Origin of the sequence: uncultured Sphingomonas sp., assembly GCF_937871615.1 — a bacterium.
Taxonomy (GTDB): domain Bacteria; phylum Pseudomonadota; class Alphaproteobacteria; order Sphingomonadales; family Sphingomonadaceae; genus Sphingomonas.
Window position 1 is genome coordinate 127,976 of sequence record NZ_CALMPA010000046.1, and the last position, 22,221, is coordinate 150,196.

The window sequence follows — 22,221 nt, forward strand, 5'->3', positions numbered from 1 at the left end:
GGCACGGGAGAGAAGAATGAGCGAACGCGAATCGATGCCCTATGACGTGGTGATCGTCGGCGCGGGGCCTGCGGGCCTCAGCGCGGCGATACGCCTGAAGCAGCTTGCCGCCGAGAAAGAGGCGGAGATTTCGGTGTGCGTGCTCGAAAAGGGCTCAGAGGTCGGCGCGCATATTCTTTCCGGCGCGGTGATTGATCCGCGCAGTCTGGATGAACTGCTGCCGGACTGGCGCGACGCGGGTTGCCCGCTGGCCGAAGTTCCGGTGAGCGAGAATCTGCACTGGGTGCTGACGCGCGGCGGCAAGTTCAACATGCCGCATTTCGTAACCCCTTCGTTCATGCACAATAAGGGCACCTATACCGGCTCGCTCGGCAATCTGTGCCGCTGGCTGGCGGAGAAGGCGGGCGAACTCGGCGTGGAGATCTTCCCCGGTTTCGCCGCGGCGGAGATTCTCTACGACGATCAGGGCCGGGTGAAGGGCGTCGCGACCGGCGACATGGGCGTTGCGCGCGATGGCACGCACAAGCCGGATTATCAGCCGGGGCTGGAGCTTCACGCGAAATACACCTTCTTTTCCGAAGGTTGCCGTGGGCATTTGACCAAGCAGCTCATCCGCCAGTTCGCGCTGGATGCGGATAGCGATCCGCAGGTCTATGGCATCGGCATCAAGGAATTGTGGGACATTGATCCCGCATTGCACGAGCCCGGCCGTGTGATCCACACGCAAGGGTGGCCGCTGAGCGAAACCGATGGCTCGAACGGCGGCGGCTGGATCTATCACCAGGCGAATGGGCAGGTCAGCATCGGCTTCGTCACCTGGCTCAACTACACCAATCCGCATCTCTCGCCGTTCCAGGAGATGCAGCGGTGGAAAACCCATCCGGAGATCGCGAAGCTGCTGAAGGGCGGCAAGCGTGTCAGTTATGGCGCGCGCGCGATCAGCGATGGCGGGTTGCAGTCGATCCCGAAGCTGGTGTTCCCCGGCGGCGCGTTGATCGGCGACAGTGCCGGTTTCCTCAACGTGCCGCGCATCAAGGGCACGCATACCGCGATGAAATCCGGCATGATGGCGGCTGAGGCCGCGGTCGACGCGATCCTGTCGCAGCGGGAGGGCGACGAGCTTGCCGCCTATCCGGCGGCGTTTGACGAAAGCTGGGTGAAGAAAGAGCTTTCGGTCGTCCGCAATGTCGTGCCGCTGGTGAAGAAATTCGGCGATTTCATGGGTTCGGGCCTCGCCGGAATCACGATGTGGCTGGAGCATCTGGGCATCAAGGTGCCCTTCACGCTGCATCATCATCCGGACAATGAAACGCTGTGGCGTAAGGATCTTGTCCCGAAGATCGACTATCCGAAGCCCGATGGCGTGCTGACCTTCGATCGGCTTTCCTCGGTGTTCCTGTCGAACACCAACCATGAGGAGGATCAGCCCGTCCATCTGACGCTGAAAGACCCGTCGATCCCGGTGGATTACGATCTGCCGATGTTCGACGAGCCGGCGCAGCGTTATTGCCCGGCGGGCGTTTATGAAATTGTCGGCGAGGAGGAAGGCAATCCGCGCTTCGTCATCAACGCGCAGAATTGCGTGCACTGCAAGACCTGCGACATCAAGGATCCGACCCAGAACATCACCTGGGTCGTGCCGGAAGGTGGCGGTGGCCCGAATTATCCCAATATGTAAGGCGGCGTTGCTCGCATGTTGTGCGAGCATGGCGGTCGCCACCCCGGCGGTCGCCGCGAACCAGCCCGCGAAAAACGGGCTGCTCGCCTATCTCGCCGCGCGCGCCGATGACGGCAATAGCGACGGGGCGGAGGCGGTGCGCCGTTATACCGCCGCGCTCGCCGATGCGCCGGGCAACGCGGATGTCGCGCTGCGGGCTTATCGCGAGGCGCTGTCTGTTGGGGACGATGCGCTGGTCGATCGTTCCATCGCGACGCTTCTGGCGGCAGGTCAGGCGCCTGCGGATAGCGCGCTGATCATGCTGGCCGGCGCGGCGCGCGGCCATGATCTCAAGGCCGAGGATGCGGCGATCGCGCGGCTTTCCGGCGGGCAGCTTGCGGTGCTGGTCACGCCGCTGCGTGCCTGGGCCGCGCAGGAGCGGGGCGGCGATCCGCTGGCGATATTGGCGCAGCGCCCGCGCGATGCCGTGTCACGGCGGCTGAACGACGAAACCCGTGCGCTGATCCTGATCGCGCGCGGGCAATATGATGAGGGGTTGACCAGCCTTCGCGCGATATCGGGCAACGATCAGGCCGCCCAGGACCTGCGCATCGCGGCGGCTCAGTTGCTGATCGGGAAGGGTCAGGATGCGCGCGCCCGGACGCTGCTGACGGGCGATAGCGGGCCGATCGCCGCGCTGCGCGATCACCCTCAGGGCGCAAAGCCGACCCTCGCGTTCGGCGCGGCGCGCCTGTTCGTGCGGCTGGCGGACGATCTCGTGACGGGCGATCCGGGGCCGCTGTCGATCACGCTCACCCGTGCCGCGCTGCGCGCAGAACCCGGCAACGATCGCGCGCGGCTGCTGCTTGCGGGGACGCTTGCGCGGCTCAACCGAACCGATCGCGCATTGGCCGTGCTGAACGGTGTCGACAAGACGGGCCTCTATGGCTCGACCGTTGATACGGCGTGGATCAGCATCCTCGCCGGTGCCGAGCGATATGAGGATGCGATCAGGATCGCCGCGCCGCTCGCCCAGCCTGCGGACGCGTCCGATCTCGCGCTGGCGACGCTGGGCGACCTGTTGCTCACCGCGAACCACCCGAAGGAAGCGCTGCCGGTCTATCGCCGGCTGATCGAGCGCCCGAGCGGCGCGGCCAGGTGGGAGCCGTGGCTGCATTATGCCGCTGCGCTCGATCAGGCGGGGGACTGGCCCGCCGCGCGCGAGGCGCTGTTGCGCGCGGAGGCGATCGCGCCGGATGAGCCATCGGTGCTCAACTATCTGGGCTATGGCGATATCACCCATAATGGCGACGTGCCGAAGGCATTGGCGATGTTGCAGCGTGCAGTGGCGCTGCGCCCGGATGATTCGGCGATCGTCGATTCGCTCGGCTGGGCCTATTATCGCAGTGGCGATCTGAAGCGCGCGCTCCCGCTGCTTGAACAGGCGGCGCAGGCATCACCCGAAAATGCGGAGATCGGCGAGCATCTTGGCGACGCTTATTGGCGCGCTGGCCGGCGATATGAGGCGCGCTACGCGTGGCGCGCGGCGCAGGTGGTGGCGGAAGGCGCGAACCGCGATCGGCTCGCGACGAAGATCGCCGACGGCCTGTGACGATCGAAGGAACGCGCGACGCGATAATCGAACGCGCGCCGGCAAAGCTCAATCTCGCGCTGCACGTCCGCCGTCGCCGGTCGGATGGCTATCACGATATAGAAACCCTGTTCGCCTTTTGCCGCGATGGCGATGCGATCTCGCTTGCTCCGGCGCGCAGCGACAGTTTCGCGATCAACGGGCCGTTTGGCGCGGCGCTGGCGCGAGAAGGGGATAATCTCGTGACGCGCGCGCGCGACGCTTTTCGCGCCGCCTTCGGGGATTCCGCCTGTTGCGCGATCGTGCTGGAAAAGAATCTGCCCGTCGCCTCCGGCATCGGCGGCGGCTCGGCGGATGCCGCGGCGACTTTGCGCGCGTTGGCGCGGCGCCATGGGGTCGCGCTCGACGACGCACGGCTGTTCGAGATCGCCGCCAGGCTCGGCGCCGACGTTCCCGCCTGTCTGATGGGGCAAAGCGCGATCGGATATGGCCGGGGCGATGATCTGCGCCCGATCGCGGGATTGGGCGGCAAGGCGGCATTGCTGGTCAATCCCGGCGCGGCGGTTTCGACCGCGCGGGTTTTCGCGGGCTGGGACGGCGAGGATCGCGGCCCGATCAGCGGCGGGGATCCGGCGGGTGATCGCAACGACCTGACCGCCGCGGCAATCGCGATCGCCCCGGTGATCGCATCGGTGCTCGGCGTGCTGGAGCGTCAGCCTGGTGTGGAACTGGCGCGCATGTCTGGTTCGGGCGCTACATGCTTCGCCTTGTTCGACACCGCCAGTGCCGCGCACGCCGCGACTGGAGCGATCGCCGCCCGTCAGCCCGATTGGTGGATTTTGGAAACTTCGCTGGCCTGACAGCGGCTGTTGCGGGAAATTATGTTCCTCTCTTGTTCGATGAGAACAAATGGGATACTTGTGTCGCAACGCGTTGAATGGTTCACGCGCTTGGTCTAGCGACGGGGGTTCCACAATGGCCGCCAACCTCAAGGTGATTGATAACGGCATGGCAATCGCGAATGCAGACCGTCAGAAGGCGCTGGACGCCGCATTGGCGCAGATCGACCGGGCTTTCGGCAAAGGCTCGGCGATGAAACTCGGGCAGCGCGAGACGATGAAGGTGGAAACGATTTCCACCGGCAGTCTCGGGCTGGATATCGCGCTTGGCGTCGGCGGGCTGCCGCGCGGGCGCGTGGTGGAGATTTTCGGGCCGGAAAGTTCGGGCAAGACGACGCTCGCGCTCCACGCCATCGCTGAGGCGCAGAAGATGGGCGGCACGGCGGCGTTCGTTGATGCGGAACACGCGCTCGATCCGGTCTATGCCCGGAAGCTGGGCGTCAATATCGACGAACTGATCGTCTCGCAGCCCGATACGGGCGAGCAGGCGCTGGAGATCGTCGATACGCTGGTTCGTTCGAATGCGATCGACGTGCTGGTCGTCGATTCGGTGGCGGCTCTCGTCCCGCGCGCTGAAATCGAGGGCGAGATGGGCGATAGCCACGTCGGCCTTCAGGCGCGGTTGATGAGCCAGGCGCTGCGCAAGCTCACCGGCACGATCAGCCGTTCGCGCTGTCTCGTCATCTTCATCAACCAGATCCGCATGAAGATCGGCGTGATGTATGGCTCGCCGGAAACCACCACCGGCGGCAATGCGCTGAAATTCTATGCCTCGGTCCGGCTCGATATCCGCCGTATCGGTTCGGTCAAGGATCGCGACGAGGCGACCGGCAATCAGGTGCGCGTCAAGGTCGTCAAGAACAAGGTCGCGCCGCCGTTCAAGCAGGTCGAATTCGATATCATGTTCGGCGAGGGCGTGTCGAAGATGGGCGAGATCATCGACCTTGGCGTCAAGGCCGGGCTGGTCGAAAAATCCGGATCGTGGTTCAGCTATGACAGCGTCCGCATCGGGCAGGGGCGTGAGAATTCCAAGCAGTTCCTGCGCGACAATCCCGAGATGGCCGAGCGGCTGGAGCGCGCGATCCGCGCGCGCACCGAGGGGCTGGGCGAGGAATTGCTGGTCGGCCAGTCCGACGAGGATAACGTCTGATCGCCTTTGGCGAAGCATCTGTTTTCCAGGCGGCGGGGGTCACCGTCGCAACAATCGGGGAGGCCCGTTCCGTCAGGGAGCGGGCCTTTCGTTTTTCCGCAACGACCGATGTGCGATAGACGGTGGACAATGTGACATGCGCGGCATCGCTGAAAATATCCCGACTGGGGCTCTGTTGTCGGCGCCCGGTCGGTATCTCCGCTTTGAACCACCGCCGTGGCGAATTGCCGGTTTGCGGCATCGCGTCAGCCAAATTTCAAGGTGGGCCGCGCGATGAACGCCGCAGCCTTGCCGGCGACCGGCAGGGTAGGGCGTATCTTCGTTCCGTCGCATCGTGCATCGGCGGGCAACAATCGACCTTGGATTCGCAAGAGCGCGAGACCGTCGCGCACATTCGCTGCGACGCGGCGTCAGGACTCCATTTCATCGCGCCCACAGGCTATTCCCGTTTTCCACCGAGCGTATATCATAACGGATGCGGCGGGCTGTGATCTGCCCTGCTGATGGGAGACGCTGATGACGGATGCGCTCGAATGGCGGGGTCGCGTCGGCGATGTCTGGGCGGACGAATGGCGGTTCACCGACATGGGCTTCGCCGGTTTGGCACGCGTGCTCGATGCGGCGATCGCGGCTGGCGCGCCGGTGCAGGGCCGGGCGCTGGATATCGGCTGCGGTGCAGGGGCGACCACGCTGGCACTGGCGGCGGCACGACCGGGCCTGAATATCCTTGGCGTCGATCTGTCGGAACGACTGGTCGCGGTCGCGCGCTCACGCGGGGCGGAGCGTGCGAATGTCACGTTCCGTGTGGCCGACGCCTCCAGGCTGCACAGCGAGCCCGACGCGGGCGATCGTTTCGATCTGGCGTTCTCGCGTCACGGCGTGATGTTCTTCGCCGATCCGGCCACCGCGTTTCGTCGCATCGGCGAGGTGTTGCACCCCGGCGCTGCGCTCGTCTTTTCCTGCTTTGCCGAACTTGGCCGCAACTCATGGGTGACCGAGATTGCAAAGGTCATCGGTTCGGGCGCTCCCTCGCCCTCCTTGCGCCCTGACGCGGCGAGTGCGGGCGAAATCCGTATGGCCGCCTATCAGCCCGGCCCATTCGCTTTCGCCGATCAGGCGCTGGTGCGCGCCATCCTTGAGCAGGCCGGTTTCGTTCCGGGCGAGCCGCAACGGGTCGATTTCGACTATCGCGCCGGCGAAGGGGATGACGCGGCGGCACAGGCGTTGCACTTCTTTCAGCGCATCGGGCCGGCTGCCCGGATACTGGCGACGATGGAGCCGGCGGAGCGCGCCGAAAAGAAGGAGCAGCTCGCCGCGTTCCTCGCCGGGCAGGTTCGTGACGGCGTGGTGGCGTTTTCCGCATCGGCCTGGATCTGGACCGCGCGGACGAAGGCGCAAGTGCAATGACGATCATCGTTCACCATCTGGAAAACTCGCGCTCGCAGCGGATCTTGTGGATGCTCGAGGAGATCGGGCTGCCTTATGAAATCCGGCGTTATGAGCGCGATCGCCGCACGATGCTGGCGCCGCGCGAATTGCGCGCCGTTCATCCGCTCGGCAAATCACCGGTTATCGAGGATAGCGACGATCCCGGTCGCGTCATCGCGGAAACCGGCGCTATCGTCGAATATCTTGTCGACAAGGCTGATGGCCGCCTCGGCGCGCCGGCGAACCGCGACGGCGCGCTCGCCTATCGTTTCTGGCTGCATTACGCGGAAGGCTCGATGATGCCGCCGCTGCTGGTGAAACTTGTCCTCACCCGCATCCCGCTCATCGGCAATCGCGTGGCGAAGCGGCTCCAGCCGATGATCGACGTGCATCTCGATTTCGTCGAGGCTGCGCTTACCACGCGTCAATGGTTCGCGGGCGGCGCGATCACCGCGGCGGACATTATGATGAGCTTTCCGCTGGAGGCTGCGCGCGGTCGCGCCGGCCTCGACGTGAGCCGCCCGCACACGATCACATGGCTTGACCGGATTCACGCCCGCCCCGCTTATCGTCGCGCGCTGGCGGCAGGCGGGCCATACGCTTATGCGTGACGGCAAGCGCGCGCCTCGCGGTGAACCGATCCCGGAAGCGGCCTCAATTCTGATTTGCAAGCGGCGGCGGATCGGGGAGCGACGGCTTGCGCCTCACGCCGCGCAGTTCCGCCGGTTCGTTGGGCGGGGTCGCGGCGCCGGTGATCTTCACCGATGCCGCGGCGCCCACCACCGGAAGACGCATCACCTGACGTTTCATGCACGGCGCGCGCGCCTTGAATTCGTTGCAATTCCATAAGGTGCGATCGAGCCCGGCGGCCTTGTCGCGGATATAGCTGAACGACATCGCGGCCATCTCATCAGGCGCCAGCGGCAGGACGTAGCCCATCTTCGCGGCGTCGGTCCAGAATATCACCTTGCACTTCGTCCGCTGGCCGCAGGTGGCGCGCGCGATGACAGGGAATTGCGCCGCCTGTGCCGGATCGAACCGGGCGAGGAAAGTATCGGGATCGTCGGCCAGCGACGGGGGGATACGCCCGGCATAATGTTCCGCATCCAGCGCCGCCTTGGCATCATCGACCGGCGCGGCGCGATGCGCGTCCGACAGGGCCGCAAGAACGGCGATCATCGGTTCGCCGCCCGCCCAGCCGCGATTGAACGCGGGCGGCGTTCCCCACCAGCCGGCCCAGCGGAAGAACAGATGGGTGTGCACCTCAGCGATCTTGTCGAGGCTGGCGCTCCAGTAAGGCACTACCCAATCGGTGTGATAATGCGTGGCATAGCCGACCGGGCGATAGACCGCGCCGTGCAGCGCCGCGGTCGCCACCTGCCGGGCGCGGCGCCATGCCCCTTCAGAGGGGCGGCGGGTCATCGCGCCATCGCAGGTGAATGTGAACTGGCAGCCGGTGGCGCGTTCCGCGCCCTGAAAGACGACGCCGCAGATCGTCTTGGGAAAGGCGGGGTGGCGAAGCCGGTTGAGCACCACCTGCACCACCGCGCGTTCGCCCGCGCTGTCGTCGCCGGCCTCGTAATAGCCAGCCGCCGCGAGACAATCGGTCGCGCGTGCGAGATCGACCGCGCTCCCAACGAAATCGAAGGGGCGTGCGACCGGCTTCGGTCCCTTCGCGAACGGGATCGAATCGTTCCACGCGCGCGCCTCGTCGGGCGATAAATCCTGCAACTCGACCGGCTCGACCGGGGGCGGCTCGGTCGGGACGGCGATGCGGGGCGATGCCTGCACCCTCGTGTGATGCGCGGCGGGCGTCATGCGCACCACCACCAGCGGCAGCGCGAGCGCCGCCGCCGCGATCAGCACAAGGATCGCGTGAAGCAGCGGCGCGGGGCGGGTCATGCGGGCTGAAGCGTCAGGCTTCCGGGAGGAAATCCGTTACCGAGAGATAGCGCTCGCCCGTGTCGTAGTTGAAGCCGAGCACGCGGCTTCCGCTGGGCAATTCGGTCAGTTTCTGGGCGATCGCGGCGAGCGTGGCGCCGGATGAGATGCCGACCAGCATTCCTTCCTCCCGCGCGGAACGGCGCGCCATGTCCTTCGCAGCCTCCGCCTCCACTTCGATCACGCCGTCAAGCACCAGGGTGTGCAGATTGGTGGGAATGAAGCCCGCGCCGATGCCCTGAATCGGGTGTGGGCCGGGCTGGCCGCCGCCGATCACCGGAGAGGCGGTCGGCTCGACCGCGAAGACTTTCAGCTTCGGCCAGCTTTTCTTCAGCGTTTCAGCGACACCGGTGATATGCCCCCCGGTGCCGACGCCGGTGACGATCACGTCGATCGGCGCGTCCGCGAAATCCCTCAGGATTTCCTGCGCGGTGGTGCGCGCATGAACGTCGATATTCGCCGGATTGTCGAATTGCTGCGGCATCCATGCGCCGGGGGTTTCCTTCACCAGTTCCAGCGCGCGTTCGATCGAACCTTTCATGCCCTTTTCGCGCGGGGTCAGGTCGAAGCGCGCGCCATAAGCCAGCATCAGCCGGCGGCGCTCGATGCTCATGCTGTCGGGCATGACGAGGATGAGCTTATAGCCCTTCACCGCCGCGACCATCGCAAGGCCGATGCCGGTGTTGCCGCTGGTCGGCTCGATGATCGTGCCGCCGGGTTTCAACAGGCCATCCCGCTCCGCCGCCTCGACCATGCTGAGCGCGATGCGGTCCTTGATCGAGCCGCCGGGGTTCGATCGTTCGGATTTGATCCACACCTCGCCATCCGGGAACAGCCGCTGCACGCGGACATGCGGGGTGTTGCCGATCGTCTCCAGGATCGTATTGGCCTTCATGGCTGCGCTACTCCGTGTTGCCGGGGTTTGTCGTGCCCCGGTGCTTCAGGTGGATCAAACGTCTTGGCGAGCTTCAGTTCCGGATAGAGCCGGGACCATAACAGCGTAACCCCGATCGCGGCGAGCCCGCCGGCCACGACCGCGCCGACCGGGCCAAGCAGCGAGGCCATCAGCCCGCTCTCCGCCTCGCCCAGTTCGTTCGAGGCGGAAATGGTGAGCTGGCTCACCGCGCTCACCCGCCCGCGCATCTCATCGGGGGTATGAAGCTGGATGAGCGAGGAGCGGACATAGACGGAAACCATATCCGCCCCGCCCGCGACGATCAGCGCGATCAGGCTCAGGAAAAAGTTGGTCGAAAGGCCGAACGTCAGGATCGCGACGGCGAAGATGAATACCGCCGCCAGCATCTTGCGCCCGACATCCTCCCGCATCGGGCGGAACGAGAACCACAAGGCGGTGCCCGCCGCACCGATCCCCATGCCGGCGGCGAGGATGCCCAGCCCGGTCGCCCCGACCATCAGGATATCGCGCGCGTAGATCGGCAACAACGCGGTCGCGCCCGCCAGCAGCACGACGAACAGATCGAGCGTGATCGTCGCCTGCACCAGCCGGTTGCGCCTTACATAGGTGAACCCGTCAAGGATGCGCGCGATCGGGTGACGGTCGGTCTCTGCGGGCGGCTGCGGCACACGGCGGATCATGAAAATGCCGATCAACGCGATGAAATACAGGCCGGATATGCAGGCATAGGCCACGTCGGGGTGGATGGCGTAGAGCAGGCCGCCAAGGCTCGGCCCCGCGATCGTGCCGACCTGCCACGCGATCGAGGAGATGGCGATCGCGGTCGGCAGGCTTTCGCGCGGGACGAGATTGGGGGCGAGCGCGGAATAGGCCGGGCCGGAAAAAGCCCGCGCGACGCCAAGCAACACCGCCGCGCCGAACAATGCCGGCAGCGCCAATATGCCGAGCCATGTGAGCACGCCCAGCATTGCCGAGATGAAGATCAGCAGCAGCGTCGTAAGCCGCACGATCCAGCGCCGGTCGATGCTGTCCGCCACCAGCCCCACCACCGGGGTGAGCAGGAACAGCGGCACGAATTGCGCCAGCCCGATCATCCCCAGCATGAATGCGGCCTGCCGGATATCCATGGTTTCCCGCGCCAAGCCATAGGCCTGCCAGCCGATGATGATCGCCTGCGCGCTGGTGCCGATCGTGCCCGCCAGCCGCGAGCACCAATAAGCGCGGAAATTGGCGATGCGTAACGGGTGGGTCGGTTGCTCCATCCATTGCCGATTACGGGGCGTCACCCCGGTTCGCAACGTGGCTTCTTGCTGGGTGGGCGATAGGCGATCTTGTGGCACGGCGCGGATTGCGCCTTCGCCCGCTCGGAGACTATAGGCACCGAACTTCCCCTAGGAAACGAGGTCTTTTTAGACGTGGCAAAAGCCCCCGCACGGAGCACACGAACCAGCAGCGCGCCGCCAGCGACGCCCAATCGGGAGCGTCCCGCCGAGCCGCAGCCTTACAAGGCTTCGAAGGACGAGCTGCTCAAATTCTATCACGACATGCTGTTGATCCGCCGCTTCGAGGAGAAGGCGGGCCAGCTTTACGGCCTCGGCCTGATCGGCGGCTTCTGCCATCTGTATATCGGTCAGGAGGCGGTCGCCGTCGGCCTGCAATCCGCGCTGACCGAGAAGGATTCGGTCATCACCGGCTATCGCGATCACGGCCATATGCTGCTGTGCGGCATTCCGCCCAAGGATGTGATGGCCGAGCTTACCGGGCGCGCCGCGGGCATCTCCAGGGGCAAGGGCGGCTCGATGCACATGTTCAGCGTGGAGCATAAGTTCTACGGCGGGCACGGCATCGTCGGCGCGCAGGTGTCGCTTGGCGCGGGCCTTGGCTTTGCGCACAAATATTCCGGTGATGGCGGCGTGTGCCTCGCCTATTTCGGTGATGGCGCGGCCAATCAGGGCCAGGTTTACGAAGCGTTCAACATGGCGGAACTGTGGAAGCTGCCGGTGATCTTCGTGATCGAGAACAATCAATATGCGATGGGCACGTCGGTCAACCGCGCGTCGTCGGAAGACCAGCTCTATCGCCGCGGCGAGAGCTTCCGCATCCCCGGCATCCAGGTCGACGGGATGGATGTGCTCGCCTCGCGCGGCGCTGCTGAAGAAGCGCTGGTGTGGGTGCGCGCGGGCAAGGGGCCGATCATCCTTGAGATGAAGACCTATCGCTATCGCGGCCATTCCATGTCCGATCCGGCGAAATATCGCAGCCGCGAGGAAGTGCAGGCGGTGCGCGACAAGTCCGATCCGATCGAACACGTCAAGAAGCTGCTCGAAGCCGAAGGCGTGAAGGAAGACGATCTGAAGGCGGTCGAGGCGGAAATTCGCCGGCAGGTGAACGAATCCGCCGATTTCGCGGAGAATACCCCCGAACCCGAACCCGAAGAACTTTATACCGACGTGCTGGTGGAGAAATATTGAGATGGCGATCGACATCAAGATGCCGGCGCTGTCGCCCACGATGGAAGAAGGCACGCTCGCCAAGTGGCTCGTCAAGGAAGGCGACACCGTAAAGTCCGGCGACATTCTCGCCGAGATCGAAACCGACAAGGCGACGATGGAATTCGAGGCGGTCGATGAAGGCACCGTCGCGCAGATTCTCGTCGGCGAGGGGACGGATGGCGTGAAGGTCGGCACCGTCATCATGCGGATCGCCGGTGAGGGCGAGGATGTGGCGGCCAGCCCGAAGCCGGCGCCCGCCGCCGCCAGCGCGGAAAGCCCCGCGCCCGAGCCACACAAGGTGGAAACCGGCGCGCGCCAGATGTTCGACGCGGCGAAGCACGATGCGGAGGTGAGCGATCCCGCGGTTCCGGCTGGCACCGAGATGGTGAAGCTCACGCTGCGCGAGGCGCTGCGCGACGCGATGGCCGAGGAAATGCGCGCCGACGATCGCGTGTTCGTGATGGGCGAGGAAGTCGCGCAATATCAGGGCGCGTACAAGGTGACGCAGGGGCTGCTCGACGAGTTCGGCGACCGCCGCGTGATCGACACGCCGATCACCGAATATGGCTTTGCCGGCGTCGGCACGGGTGCGGCGATGGGCGGCCTGCGCCCGATCGTCGAGTTCATGACGTTCAACTTCGCGATGCAGGCGATCGACCATATCGTGAACTCGGCCGCCAAGACCAATTACATGTCCGGCGGCCAGATGCGCTGCCCGATCGTGTTCCGCGGGCCGAACGGCGCGGCGAGTCGCGTGGGCGCGCAGCACAGCCAGAATTACGGGCCATGGTATGCCAGCGTTCCCGGCCTGATCGTTATCGCGCCATATGACGCGGCCGATGCGAAGGGCCTGCTGAAGGCGGCGATCCGCTCGCAGGATCCGGTGGTGTTCCTCGAAAACGAGCTGCTCTATGGTCGCACGTTCGAGGTGCCCAAGCTCGATGACTGGGTGCTGCCGATCGGCAAGGCACGCATCATGCGCGAAGGCAAGGACGTGACGATCGTGAGCTATTCGATCGGCGTGGGCCTCGCGCTCGAAGCCGCCGACAAGCTGGCTGCGGAAGGGATCGACGCCGAGGTGATCGACCTGCGCACGCTGCGCCCGCTCGACAAGCAGACGGTGCTGAAGTCACTCGCCAAGACCAACCGGCTGGTCGTGGCCGAAGAAGGCTGGCCGACCTGCTCGATCGCGAGCGAGATCGTCACGATCTGCATGGAGGAGGGGTTCGACGATCTCGACGCCCCGGTGGTCCGCGTCTGCAACGAGGACGTGCCGCTTCCCTATGCCGCGAACCTGGAGAAGCTGGCGCTGATCTCCACCGACAAAATCGTCGCGGGGGTGAAGAAGGTTACGTATCGCCAGTAACGCACTGACGATCCTTAAAATTCAGGCCGGCGGCGTCAAAGGGCGCCGCCGGCCTTTTTGTTGTTCAATTGGTGAGGCGGGCGGTTGCCACGGCGGCCTGAAACAATTGTGCCAGCGCGGTCGAGATATCGCTGTCGGTTGTCACCTTGGTGTAAAGGCCCGGCGACGCGCATTGCTGGAGCGGCGGGCTGATCTTGTCGGTGGGTGACAGATACGGCGCCTTTACATTGGTTTGCGACCAGCCATCGCTGGCCGAATCCGGCAGATATTCGGTGTATAACACGGCGATGCGGATCCCGCGCGCCTTGATCGTGTCGCACTGGGTGGTCGAGATCGGGCCTTCGGGTCTGCCGCCGGGACGGGTTTCGTCCCACATCCCGTCGGTGATGAGAAACATCACCGCCTGCGGCGTGTCGCCGTTATAGTTCGTGCCATTTCCCGGCGTCGTCGGCATCGCGCCCAGGATGCCGCTGAAAGCCTTGGTGAAACTGGTGGCGGTGTCGTTGTCGTTCGTCCCGCATTTGTAATAATTGTTCTGGCAATAGACGAGCACCTGCGCGTCCGTGACGTGCAGCTTCACGGTCGAAAGGCTGGCATCGACATTCGGCGCCGCGACAACGGAGGGCCACAACTGCTTGAATGTCTTGTCGAATGAAAACAGGCCCATCCGATATTTCGCCTTGTTGCTCGATGACATGCTGGTGGCGAGATCGGTGAGATCGGATACGGCATTGTGGAGCAGATCGGTGCGAAGAACGATTCCGTTGTTCACCGCGACGGTATAGAAATCCTTGCAGTTCTTGTTCTTTGAATCGCACACCAGTTCGGTGTTGTCGGTGACGCCCTTTACGCCTTTGCTGTACGTGAGATTGGTCTGATGACATGCAAAGGCGCAGCCGCCGCTTACGGCCCCGCTGGTTGCGCTTATCATCGCCGACAGGCCCGCGCTGGTTGCGGGCAGCAACATCGACGGCGAGGTGTCGAGCAGCATGTAGAAATCTATGTTCGGCGCCACGACGTTGTTCGATGTCGAGGTTCCGCCGATCGCGATCGTCGGGGAGCCGAGAATGCCGCCGAACGAATTCTGCGATAGCGCCGAATAGCTCACCGTCATGGTGCGGGAGCCTGGGCCGGTCGGATGCGTGATCGTGACGACCAGCGTTGACGGATCATAGGTTACGCCCGTGAGCGAGGATGCCTGCGTGTTGAACATGTTACGCGCGGTAAGGGTGGCGGTCGCGTCGTCTTGGCTCATCATCGTCTGCGTGACGCCGGCCAGCGCGGCGGCGTCGGCCAGCGCGTTCATCTTGGTCCTGAGCTTTGCCGCGCGCGCATAGTCGATGCCCATTCCCGTGGCGAAGGCCATTGGAACAATCGCGAAGCCGAACAGGATCAGCACGTTTCCGGAAATGTCGCGGCGCAGGCGCGAAAGGAAATGCCGGACGGAGACCGATCCGATGCGCAATGATGAAAGCAGCGACATAATCAGCAGCCCGTGCAAGGAATATCGGTTGAACGACGTGGATTCATGAAAATCCTGTCCCGGAAATTCATCGGCCCGATCAATTGCGCCCCGGCAACGGGCGTGTAAGCGTAACTTACCTCGGCATATATCAGGTTCGTGCCCGGCACCCGAAGCTGGACGGGCACCGCGCCGCTCGGCACCCCCGGCGTTGCATAGAGATCGCTGGTTTTGAGCAGCACGCCGTCGCTCGCCCGGCTCCAAACGACGCTTGGCATACCCGCCGCGCTGATCGCGATTTCGGAGACGCGCGTTGTGGCGTTGCTGGCCGAATAGGGCGTCATCACCGACGCCGCAGCGCCCATGATATTATCCAGATCGCTCGACTGCACGGAGGTGAACTGCGAGGTCACGTCCGCCAGCGTGCGCGTGGTGGTGGTCACCTTGCGATAGGCGGAAGTCGCATCCATCAACTGATAGCCGCCGAGATAAAGCAGGATCAGGAACGGCGCGACCATCGCGAATTCCACGGCGCCAAGGCCGCGTCGATCGTCGCGCAGCCGGCGTGTCATCGTGCGGATCAGGCTGTTCATGAGCCGCTTCCATAAGGTTCGGTTTTGAACACCGATGTCGCGATCAGCAGCCGCTGGCTGCCGGCCATGTTCGACAGGTTGAAGCCCAATGGCGCGCCGACCACGGGTAGTCGGTACATCGTGCGCATGACGACGATGCTGCCCGCCCCGCCCGGCGAGAAGCCCCAGGTGTTGGTGACGTTGCCGTTGCTGTCGTATGTGAGCGCGGGGGCGGATACGTTGACGGCGGCGAAGCTGGAGGCGTTCTGCACGTCGATCATCAGATTGGCGCATTTCATGAACGCCGGCAGGTTGGCGCAGGCCGCCGCCTTGAATGCTGTCGGCGTCATCCCGCCGCTTTGCGCGGCGCCGGTAATCAGTTGGCGCGCGGTCCGCTCCGCGCTGGTTTCCAGCGCCTGTTGCGAAAAGAACACCAAAGCGGTTTGCAGGATCGCGAGGACCAGCGCGATGAACGGCGCGGCCACCGCGGCGAATTCGAGGATCGTCGCGCCACGCCGATCGCGAATGAGCGACCGCAACGCGCGCCGACCACGCGCGACTCGCTTTGCCTGATGCGCCTCGGACGCCATTCCGCCTGAATTCCCGTCCCGAAAAATAGTCCCGATTCGATCTTAAATCCGGCAGCCTTAAGAAAACCTCAAATTGTGCGGCGCGGTTGACGCGCCAGCCGTCGCCGAGCAGTCACTTGTTGATGATCTCCAGTGAGCCAGCCCCGCCGCCGATCCCCGATCAGGGGCATCTGATCGAGCGGCGCATCATCCTTTCCTATGCGCCGGTTGCGTCCCGCGCGGGGCTGGCGGCGTTGCTGGCGCTTGACGATCGGCTGGGCGAAATCGTCGCGGCGGCGCGCGATCCGCTGATCGGCCAGATGCGGCTGACCTGGTGGCATGAGGCGCTGGCCGCGCTGGATGGCGCGCCGCCACCGGCTGAACCGATCCTCCGCGCGGTATCGGCGCATCTTCTGCCGCGCGGCGTCACCGGCGCCGAACTCGCGCGGATCGTTGACGGGTGGGAGGCGCTGCTCGCGATCGACAGCGATCCGGCGGCTGCCTTTGCCGGTCACGCCGCCGATCGTGGCGAAGCGGTGTTCGCGATCGCGGCGCGATTGCTGGGCGGGGAGCATCGCGGATTGCGCGATGCGGGCGCGGGATGGGCGCTGGCGGGCTTAGGCGATCCGGGTGCGCGGCGGATCGCGGCTGAGCGGCTTGACGGGCTGACGCGCGGGGATCGCTGGCCGCGCGCGCTTCGCCCGTTGTCCGGGATGGCGCTGCTGGCGCGGGCCGATCTGCGCGGCGGGGCGCCTCCCGGCAGTATCCGCCGCGCCGCGCGGCTATTTCGCCACTGGCTCGGCGGGCGATAATCTGGTCATATCGGGCAAGGGGAGGGGCGCGGATGTGGCGTTATGCGGTGGGCGGCGTTGCCGCGCTGTTGATGGTCGCGGCGGGATGGATGCTGTTCCACGGCAATGCGGCACGCGAGCCGGCGCTGCCTCCGCCGCCACTCGCATCGCGAGTACAGGTGGACGACGAAGCGGCGCCCGGCGTTCCCGAAGCGAGCGATCGCACCCGCGAACAGAAGCGTTTCGACCGTTATGACAAGGATCGTGACGGACGCATCACGCGGGAGGAATATCTCGCGTCCCGGCGCAAGGCATTCGCGAAGCTCGATACCAATGGCGACGGCAGGCTTTCGTTCGAGGAATGGGCGGTGAAGCCGATAACGAAATTCGCCGATGCCGATCGTGATCGTTCCGGCACGCTCGATCGCGGCGAATTCGCTACCACCGCACCGAAGCGCCGCCCGAAGCCGAAATGCGTCTGCGCCCCGGCGCCGGCGGCGGCTGAGGATTAGGCGTCTAGCCGAGCCAGCCCGCCAGCGCGGCGCGGGCGCGATCGGTGTAGAGCCGTTTGCGATCGGCCTTTTTGGTGCGGCCAGCGATCGGGGGAAACAGCCCGAAATTGACGTTCATCGGCTGATAGGTTTCCGCCACCGCCGCGCCGGTGATATGGTGAAGCAACGCGCCGAGCGCGGTTTCCACCGGCGGCGGGGCGAGCGGGCGCCCGGCCAGTTCGGCGGCGGCGAAGCGGCCCGCGAGCAGCCCGATGCTCGCGCTCTCGATATAGCCTTCGCATCCGGTCACCTGCCCGGCGAAGCGGATGTTGGGGCGCGTCTTCAGCCGCAATTCGCTGTCGAGCAACTCGGGTGAGCGCAGGAAAGTGTTGCGATGCAGGCCGCCGAGCCGCGCGAACTCCGCCTTCTCCAGCCCCGGAATGGTGCGGAACAGGCGCACCTGTTCGGCGTGTTTCAGCTTGGTTTGGAAGCCGACGATGTTCCACAAGGTGCCGCTGGCATTGTCTTGCCGCAGTTGCACCACCGCATATGGCCAGCGCCCGGTGCGCGGGTCATCCAGCCCGACCGGCTTCATCGGGCCGAAGCGCAATGTCTCCGGCCCGCGTTCCGCCATCACCTCGATCGGCATACAGCCCTCGAAATAGGGGACGTTTTCCCAGCCGCGATATTCGGTCTTCTCGCCGGCGATCAGCGCGGCGACGAAGGTTTCATATTGCTCCCTGTCGAGCGGGCAATTGATGTAATCCTTGCCGTCGCCCTTGTCCCAGCGGCTCTGGAACCATGCCACGTCCATGTCGATCGAATCACGGTGGACGATCGGGGCGATCGCATCGAAGAAGGCGAGCGAGTCCTTGCCCGTCTCCGCGCCGATCGCCTCGGCGAGCGATGGCGCGGTCAGCGGCCCGGTGGCGATGATCGCGGGGCCGTCGGGCAAAGCGTCGACACGTTCACGGACGATCGTGATGTTCGGATGCGCGATGAGCGCCGCCGTGACACCGGCGGCAAAGCCATCGCGATCCACCGCCAGCGCCGATCCGGCGGGTACGCGATGCGCATCGCCCTCGCGCATGACAAGCGAGCCGAGCGCGCGCATCTCCTGATGCAAGAGGCCGACCGCGTTGCTTTCCGCATCGTCCGAGCGAAAGCTGTTCGAGCAGACGAGTTCTGCTAGCTTGTCAGTGTGATGGGCCGGGGTCATATGCTCCCCCCGCATCTCGGACAATTTTACGGAAATACCTGAATTTGCGAGCTGAAATGCGGCCTCGCACCCCGCCAGGCCACCACCAATCACATGCACCTGATGCTTCATTTCCGGTCCTTTTGAGTGGGACGTCAGGGGTTGCGGGGGACTGGAAAATCCCCACGTTCCCCCACGTTTTCCCCACGGTAGAAAATGCAGCGTGGCGGGGCCACGACTATCTGATCCCTGGGCCGGGCAGCAGGAATGTCACCACACATGCGCTTCCATGTGCCCCGAGAGATCAGATTGCCAATCACACACAGCCCCGCCCGGCACGCTTTTCCTTAGCGCGAGTGCCAGATCGTTACTTCGGTCTTTCCAGACCTGTAAGGCACGAACGAACTATGCACCTGTTCAAGCCAGCCAGCGGCTTCGAATATCGAACGTTCAACCGGATTGACGTAGCAGATGCGAATGTCGCGAGTTTGCTGGGCGTGAATCCGCGCCAGCGTTCGGCGCATCACTTCGCCATCAAAAGGGTTGTAAATGTAAAACGCGGAAGCATCCGAATATTGTTGTTCGGTCGCATCCCCGGTGATGATGGATATCGGCACTCCGTCGATCTTTGAGGCATTTCTGCGCGCCTGCTCGGCGTCGTCCGGACGCAGTTCGATACCTACGAACTTTCGACCTGCGCCACGATACGCGAAATAGCAGATTGCCCGCCCAAATCCGCATCCGATATCAACGAGGGCGTCATCATCCCTGACTACGAAAGATCGAGCAATTAGGTTGAGGGCACGGTAGCTCGTCCCCTCGTTTGGACGGAACTTTGAACGCAAATCGGCTTCATGAGTGCTGCGGAGCCGATCAATGGTGTCGATGCCAAGCCGCCAATCCTGGAAGCGATCGTTGATTTTGGATATTTCCCAGCCGGCCCTATTAAGCAGTCGCGTTCGAAAAGATTGCTCGCTGGCCATGGCCGCAGGATAGGTTCGAAACATGACGGACGGCAAGTTAACCCTTGATGTTGAAACAGGTCCAGAACCCTACGAATGGAAGCACGGGAAGAAAGATGCGCCTCTGCGCGTTACCGTCGTTGATGACATAGAGGCCGTGGTGTCACTGCGGCCCGAATGCCGCGCGCTGAGAGAAGGAAGCGCCGATCGGCCAGTTGCCCTAGATCTTCCATATTTCGCGGCTGGCTGGCGTGTAGCGGCGATGGCTTCGGACGCTCGGCTCCGCGTTGTTGTCATTGAGCGAAACGATACTCCAGTCGCGATTTGGCCGCTCTATCTCGATCAACGCTCCGGGATTATCCGCCATCTCGGCTGTGGCAGCAGAGAGGAATATGCCGGCGCGCTAGGCATTATGGACACCGAGACTTGCGGAGAGGCGCTGAACAGGCTTCGCGGCGAGGGGGACGCGATCGAGGTCTATAACCTGCGTCCAGGCACGCCCCTATGCGCGGCGATCGAGAGCAATGGCCCCTTTCTCAAGACCTCGGTTTACTCTCCCATCATCACCGTCGGCGATGACCCTGACGCATGGCGGAAGGCGAAATCCAAGAGCTTCCGACAGTCGATACGAAACAATCGAAGCCGGTTATCTCGTTTGGGCGAAATCGACGTTGCGCCCGTGCCGGTCGAAAAGGCCGACGCTTTCTCGCGCTGGATGTTTGCCACAAAGCGCGAGTGGCTGGATTCCAAAGGAATCGGCAAGAACTGGATTCGGTCATCAGCCAGCGAGGCCTTCTTTGCCGACCTACTGGGGCAGTCCGGCAGCAATGTGATCGGATTCGCCGTCACGCTCGATGGAAAATATATCGCGGGCGCGTTCTTGCTGCTTGCCAGGGATATCGAGTTTTTCGTCGTCGCCAACGATGCGGCATATTCGGCATTCTCGCCGGGTCATCTGCTACTCGACGGGTTAGTTGATTTCGCCGCCGACCGCTGTTCCGATATAGATCTTCGGATCACCCAGGACGAATACAAGATGCGATGGGCGGATCGGACGGAGGAGCGTGTCTCCTACGTGGTTGCGCTGAACTGGCGCGGCAGGACGCTAATCGCCCGACGAAAAATGGTGGCGCGCGCGAAGATCGTTCGGCGCATCGCCGGAAAAGTGAAGAGACTGCTATCCAGGAAGACCTGAAATGCGCGCGCCCGCCTCGGCGAGTTGCCAGGCGGCTTCCGATCCGGCGAGGCCGCCGCCGATGATATGAATGTCGTGGGTCATGATGCGCGGCGTTAGCGCCGCCTGGCGCGGATCGCCAGCGGCTGGCGCGCGCGCGATCCTGCGTTACAACATGCGCATGGGGATAGGATTCGTCGCGGCGCTGATCGCTGGAGCCAGCTTTATGATCGCCGTGCTTGCCGTGTGGAGCGGCCCGGCGATCGTGGTGTGGAAGGGGGCGGGTGTCGCATTGCTCGCGCTCTGGGCGGCGCGGCGGGCAAGGAGCGCCGATGGCTGGCTGATCGCCATCGTGCTGGCGCTTGGCGCGGCGGGCGATGTGTTGCTGGAGATCGCGGGGCTGGAGGTGGGCGCGGTCGCGTTTCTTGCCGGGCATGTCGTCGCGGTGGCGCTCTATCGACGCAATGGCGCCTCCTGGGCAGGCATCGTCATCGGTGCCGCCGCGGTGGCGGGGGCGGCGTGGCTGATCCTGCCGGGCGCCGGCGTCGCCGTTTATGCGATCGGGCTGGGCGCGATGGCGGGCGGGGCGAGCGGATCGCGTTTTGCGCGCCCCTTCGTGGCGCTCGGCGCGTGGCTGTTCGTCCTCTCCGATCTGCTGATCTTCGCGCGGGCGGGAGGGCTGGTAAGTGGCGTTTTGCCGCATCTGCTGATCTGGCCGACCTATTTCGGCGGTCAGGCGTTGATCGCCTGGGGCGTGGTCACGAAGTTGGGCGCGAAAGCATATGATGATCGCTTGCACCATCGGCTATGAAGCCAGGGCGATGGCGGATTGCCACCGCATATGGCTGCGCGCGGGCGACGCGCCGGGGGGCGATGTGATCCATCTCATTCCGGGAGTAACGGCGTGACCCGCACGATGACCTTCGACGTGATTTCGGACGTGGTGTGCCCATGGTGCGTGATCGGGCTGCTCGGGCTGGAGCAGGCGCTCGATGCGACGGGCGACGTGGTGACGCCGGTGATCCGGCTCCAGCCGTTCGAGCTTAATCCGCATATGCCGCCCGGCGGGCAGGATATCGCCGAGCATCTGCGCGAGAAATATGGCGCGCAGGCCGGCGGCGGGGGCGAAGTGCGCGAACGGATTCGCACGATGGCGGCGGCTTTGGGGTTTGAGATGGCGCAGCGGCCGGGCGGGCGCATCTATAATACGTTCGACGCGCATCGCCTGATCGACCATGCGCAGCGCGAGGGGCGGGGTCTGTCGCTCGCCCACGCCCTGTTCCGGCTTTATTTCACCGATGGGCGCGATCCGGGCGATCCGGTGGTGCTGGCCGAGGCCGCGCGCACGGCGGGGCTGGATGAAGCGGGCGCCCGCGCGGTGATCGAGAGCGGTGCCTTTGCCGCCGACGTGCGCGCCATCGAGCGGGAATGGCGGGAGAATGGCGTCACCTCCGTGCCAACCATCATCATCGACGAGCGTTACATCGTTCAGGGCGCGCAGGAACCCGCCGCCTATGAACGGGCGATCCGGCGCATCGCGGCGGAGAATTGAGGAGAGGCAC

The 22,221-nt window shown here is 64.5% G+C and carries 22 protein-coding genes; 13 read left to right on the plus strand and 9 right to left on the minus strand.

Annotated elements, in window-relative coordinates; genetic code table 11:
* The first annotated feature begins 16 nt into the window (after nt 1-16).
* The 6 genes from Q0316_RS13535 to Q0316_RS13560 all read left to right on the plus strand — a co-directional run bounded on the left by Q0316_RS13535 (nt 17) and on the right by Q0316_RS13560 (nt 7,336).
* On the plus strand, nt 17-1,678 hold the full coding sequence (locus Q0316_RS13535) for an electron transfer flavoprotein-ubiquinone oxidoreductase (protein ID WP_298673399.1): 1,662 nt from the start codon (nt 17-19) through the stop codon (nt 1,676-1,678).
* Nucleotides 1,679-1,706: 28 nt separating this feature from the next.
* Nucleotides 1,707-3,269, plus strand: coding sequence for a tetratricopeptide repeat protein (locus Q0316_RS13540; RefSeq protein WP_298673402.1), 1,563 nt, complete (start codon nt 1,707-1,709; stop codon nt 3,267-3,269).
* Complete coding sequence (locus Q0316_RS13545) at nt 3,266-4,108, plus strand: 4-(cytidine 5'-diphospho)-2-C-methyl-D-erythritol kinase (protein WP_298673405.1); 843 nt, start codon at nt 3,266-3,268, stop codon at nt 4,106-4,108. Before Q0316_RS13540 ends, Q0316_RS13545 begins: the two co-directional genes overlap by 4 nt.
* 115 nt (nt 4,109-4,223) lie before the next feature.
* Nucleotides 4,224-5,297 (plus strand): recombinase RecA, encoded by a 1,074-nt coding sequence (gene recA / locus Q0316_RS13550; RefSeq protein ID WP_298673408.1) that lies wholly within the window; start codon nt 4,224-4,226, stop codon nt 5,295-5,297.
* A gap of 516 nt (nt 5,298-5,813) precedes the next feature.
* Nucleotides 5,814-6,704: a trans-aconitate 2-methyltransferase gene (locus Q0316_RS13555; RefSeq protein ID WP_298673411.1), complete on the plus strand. Its 891-nt coding sequence runs from the start codon at nt 5,814-5,816 to the stop codon at nt 6,702-6,704.
* Nucleotides 6,701-7,336 carry a glutathione S-transferase gene (locus Q0316_RS13560; RefSeq protein WP_298673413.1) on the plus strand — a complete coding sequence of 212 codons (636 nt, stop codon included), beginning with the start codon at nt 6,701-6,703 and terminating at the stop codon, nt 7,334-7,336. The genes Q0316_RS13555 and Q0316_RS13560 overlap by 4 nt, the downstream gene beginning before the upstream one ends.
* 43 nt (nt 7,337-7,379) lie before the next feature.
* Here Q0316_RS13560 and Q0316_RS13565 read toward each other — a convergent pair whose 3' ends face one another.
* Genes Q0316_RS13565 through Q0316_RS13575 form a run of 3 tightly spaced genes read right to left on the minus strand, consistent with a single transcriptional unit; the run spans nt 7,380 to nt 10,844 of the window.
* Nucleotides 7,380-8,627: a cell wall hydrolase gene (locus Q0316_RS13565; protein WP_298673416.1), complete on the minus strand. Its 1,248-nt coding sequence runs from the start codon at nt 8,625-8,627 to the stop codon at nt 7,380-7,382.
* A gap of 13 nt (nt 8,628-8,640) precedes the next feature.
* Nucleotides 8,641-9,561: a cysteine synthase A gene (gene cysK / locus Q0316_RS13570; protein ID WP_298673419.1), complete on the minus strand. Its 921-nt coding sequence runs from the start codon at nt 9,559-9,561 to the stop codon at nt 8,641-8,643.
* Complete coding sequence (locus tag Q0316_RS13575; protein WP_298673420.1) at nt 9,558-10,844, minus strand: MFS transporter; 1,287 nt, start codon at nt 10,842-10,844, stop codon at nt 9,558-9,560. The genes cysK and Q0316_RS13575 overlap by 4 nt, the downstream gene beginning before the upstream one ends.
* Nucleotides 10,845-10,997: 153 nt before the next feature.
* Between Q0316_RS13575 and pdhA the strand changes: the two genes are divergently transcribed.
* Complete coding sequence (gene pdhA / locus Q0316_RS13580) at nt 10,998-12,053, plus strand: pyruvate dehydrogenase (acetyl-transferring) E1 component subunit alpha (protein ID WP_298673422.1); 1,056 nt, start codon at nt 10,998-11,000, stop codon at nt 12,051-12,053.
* Between the two features lies 1 nt (nt 12,054).
* A complete protein-coding gene (locus tag Q0316_RS13585; RefSeq protein WP_298673423.1) occupies nt 12,055-13,440 on the plus strand; it encodes a pyruvate dehydrogenase complex E1 component subunit beta in 1,386 nt (461 codons plus the stop codon).
* 64 nt (nt 13,441-13,504) lie between these two features.
* Here the strand turns inward: Q0316_RS13585 and Q0316_RS13590 are convergent, their stop codons facing one another.
* Genes Q0316_RS13590 through Q0316_RS13600 form a run of 3 tightly spaced genes read right to left on the minus strand, consistent with a single transcriptional unit; the run spans nt 13,505 to nt 16,064 of the window.
* Entirely contained in the window at nt 13,505-14,923 is a 1,419-nt protein-coding gene (locus tag Q0316_RS13590; protein WP_298673424.1) for a TadE/TadG family type IV pilus assembly protein, read from the minus strand.
* 2 nt (nt 14,924-14,925) lie between these two features.
* A complete protein-coding gene (locus tag Q0316_RS13595; RefSeq protein WP_298673425.1) occupies nt 14,926-15,495 on the minus strand; it encodes a TadE/TadG family type IV pilus assembly protein in 570 nt (189 codons plus the stop codon).
* Nucleotides 15,492-16,064: a TadE/TadG family type IV pilus assembly protein gene (locus Q0316_RS13600; RefSeq protein WP_298673428.1), complete on the minus strand. Its 573-nt coding sequence runs from the start codon at nt 16,062-16,064 to the stop codon at nt 15,492-15,494. Before Q0316_RS13600 ends, Q0316_RS13595 begins: the two co-directional genes overlap by 4 nt.
* Nucleotides 16,065-16,186: 122 nt before the next feature.
* Here Q0316_RS13600 and Q0316_RS13605 point away from each other — a divergent pair, with 122 nt between their 5' ends.
* Nucleotides 16,187-16,855 (plus strand): hypothetical protein, encoded by a 669-nt coding sequence (locus Q0316_RS13605; protein WP_298673429.1) that lies wholly within the window; start codon nt 16,187-16,189, stop codon nt 16,853-16,855.
* 32 nt (nt 16,856-16,887) lie between these two features.
* Complete coding sequence (locus Q0316_RS13610) at nt 16,888-17,346, plus strand: EF-hand domain-containing protein (protein WP_298673430.1); 459 nt, start codon at nt 16,888-16,890, stop codon at nt 17,344-17,346.
* A gap of 4 nt (nt 17,347-17,350) precedes the next feature.
* Here Q0316_RS13610 and trmFO read toward each other — a convergent pair whose 3' ends face one another.
* Nucleotides 17,351-18,655, minus strand: coding sequence for a methylenetetrahydrofolate--tRNA-(uracil(54)-C(5))-methyltransferase (FADH(2)-oxidizing) TrmFO (gene trmFO / locus Q0316_RS13615; RefSeq protein ID WP_298673431.1), 1,305 nt, complete (start codon nt 18,653-18,655; stop codon nt 17,351-17,353).
* A gap of 215 nt (nt 18,656-18,870) precedes the next feature.
* The gene (locus tag Q0316_RS13620) at nt 18,871-19,506 is read right to left on the minus strand and encodes a class I SAM-dependent methyltransferase (protein ID WP_298673432.1); all 636 of its coding nucleotides are present in this window, start codon (nt 19,504-19,506) and stop codon (nt 18,871-18,873) included.
* Between the two features lie 22 nt (nt 19,507-19,528).
* On the opposite strand from Q0316_RS13620, the gene Q0316_RS13625 reads away from it, so the two are divergent.
* Complete coding sequence (locus Q0316_RS13625) at nt 19,529-20,680, plus strand: GNAT family N-acetyltransferase (protein ID WP_298673433.1); 1,152 nt, start codon at nt 19,529-19,531, stop codon at nt 20,678-20,680.
* Here Q0316_RS13625 and Q0316_RS13630 read toward each other — a convergent pair.
* Nucleotides 20,663-20,764, minus strand: coding sequence for an FAD-dependent oxidoreductase (locus Q0316_RS13630; protein WP_298673435.1), 102 nt, complete (start codon nt 20,762-20,764; stop codon nt 20,663-20,665). The genes Q0316_RS13625 and Q0316_RS13630 overlap by 18 nt on opposite strands.
* Between Q0316_RS13630 and Q0316_RS13635 the strand changes: the two genes are divergently transcribed.
* Both Q0316_RS13635 and Q0316_RS13640 read left to right on the plus strand, forming a co-directional pair.
* Nucleotides 20,763-21,470 (plus strand): lysoplasmalogenase family protein, encoded by a 708-nt coding sequence (locus tag Q0316_RS13635; RefSeq protein WP_298673437.1) that lies wholly within the window; start codon nt 20,763-20,765, stop codon nt 21,468-21,470. The two genes, Q0316_RS13630 and Q0316_RS13635, sit on opposite strands and share 2 nt — an antisense overlap.
* A gap of 93 nt (nt 21,471-21,563) precedes the next feature.
* The gene (locus tag Q0316_RS13640; protein WP_298673438.1) at nt 21,564-22,211 is read left to right on the plus strand and encodes a DsbA family oxidoreductase; all 648 of its coding nucleotides are present in this window, start codon (nt 21,564-21,566) and stop codon (nt 22,209-22,211) included.
* Nucleotides 22,212-22,221 lie beyond the last annotated feature (10 nt).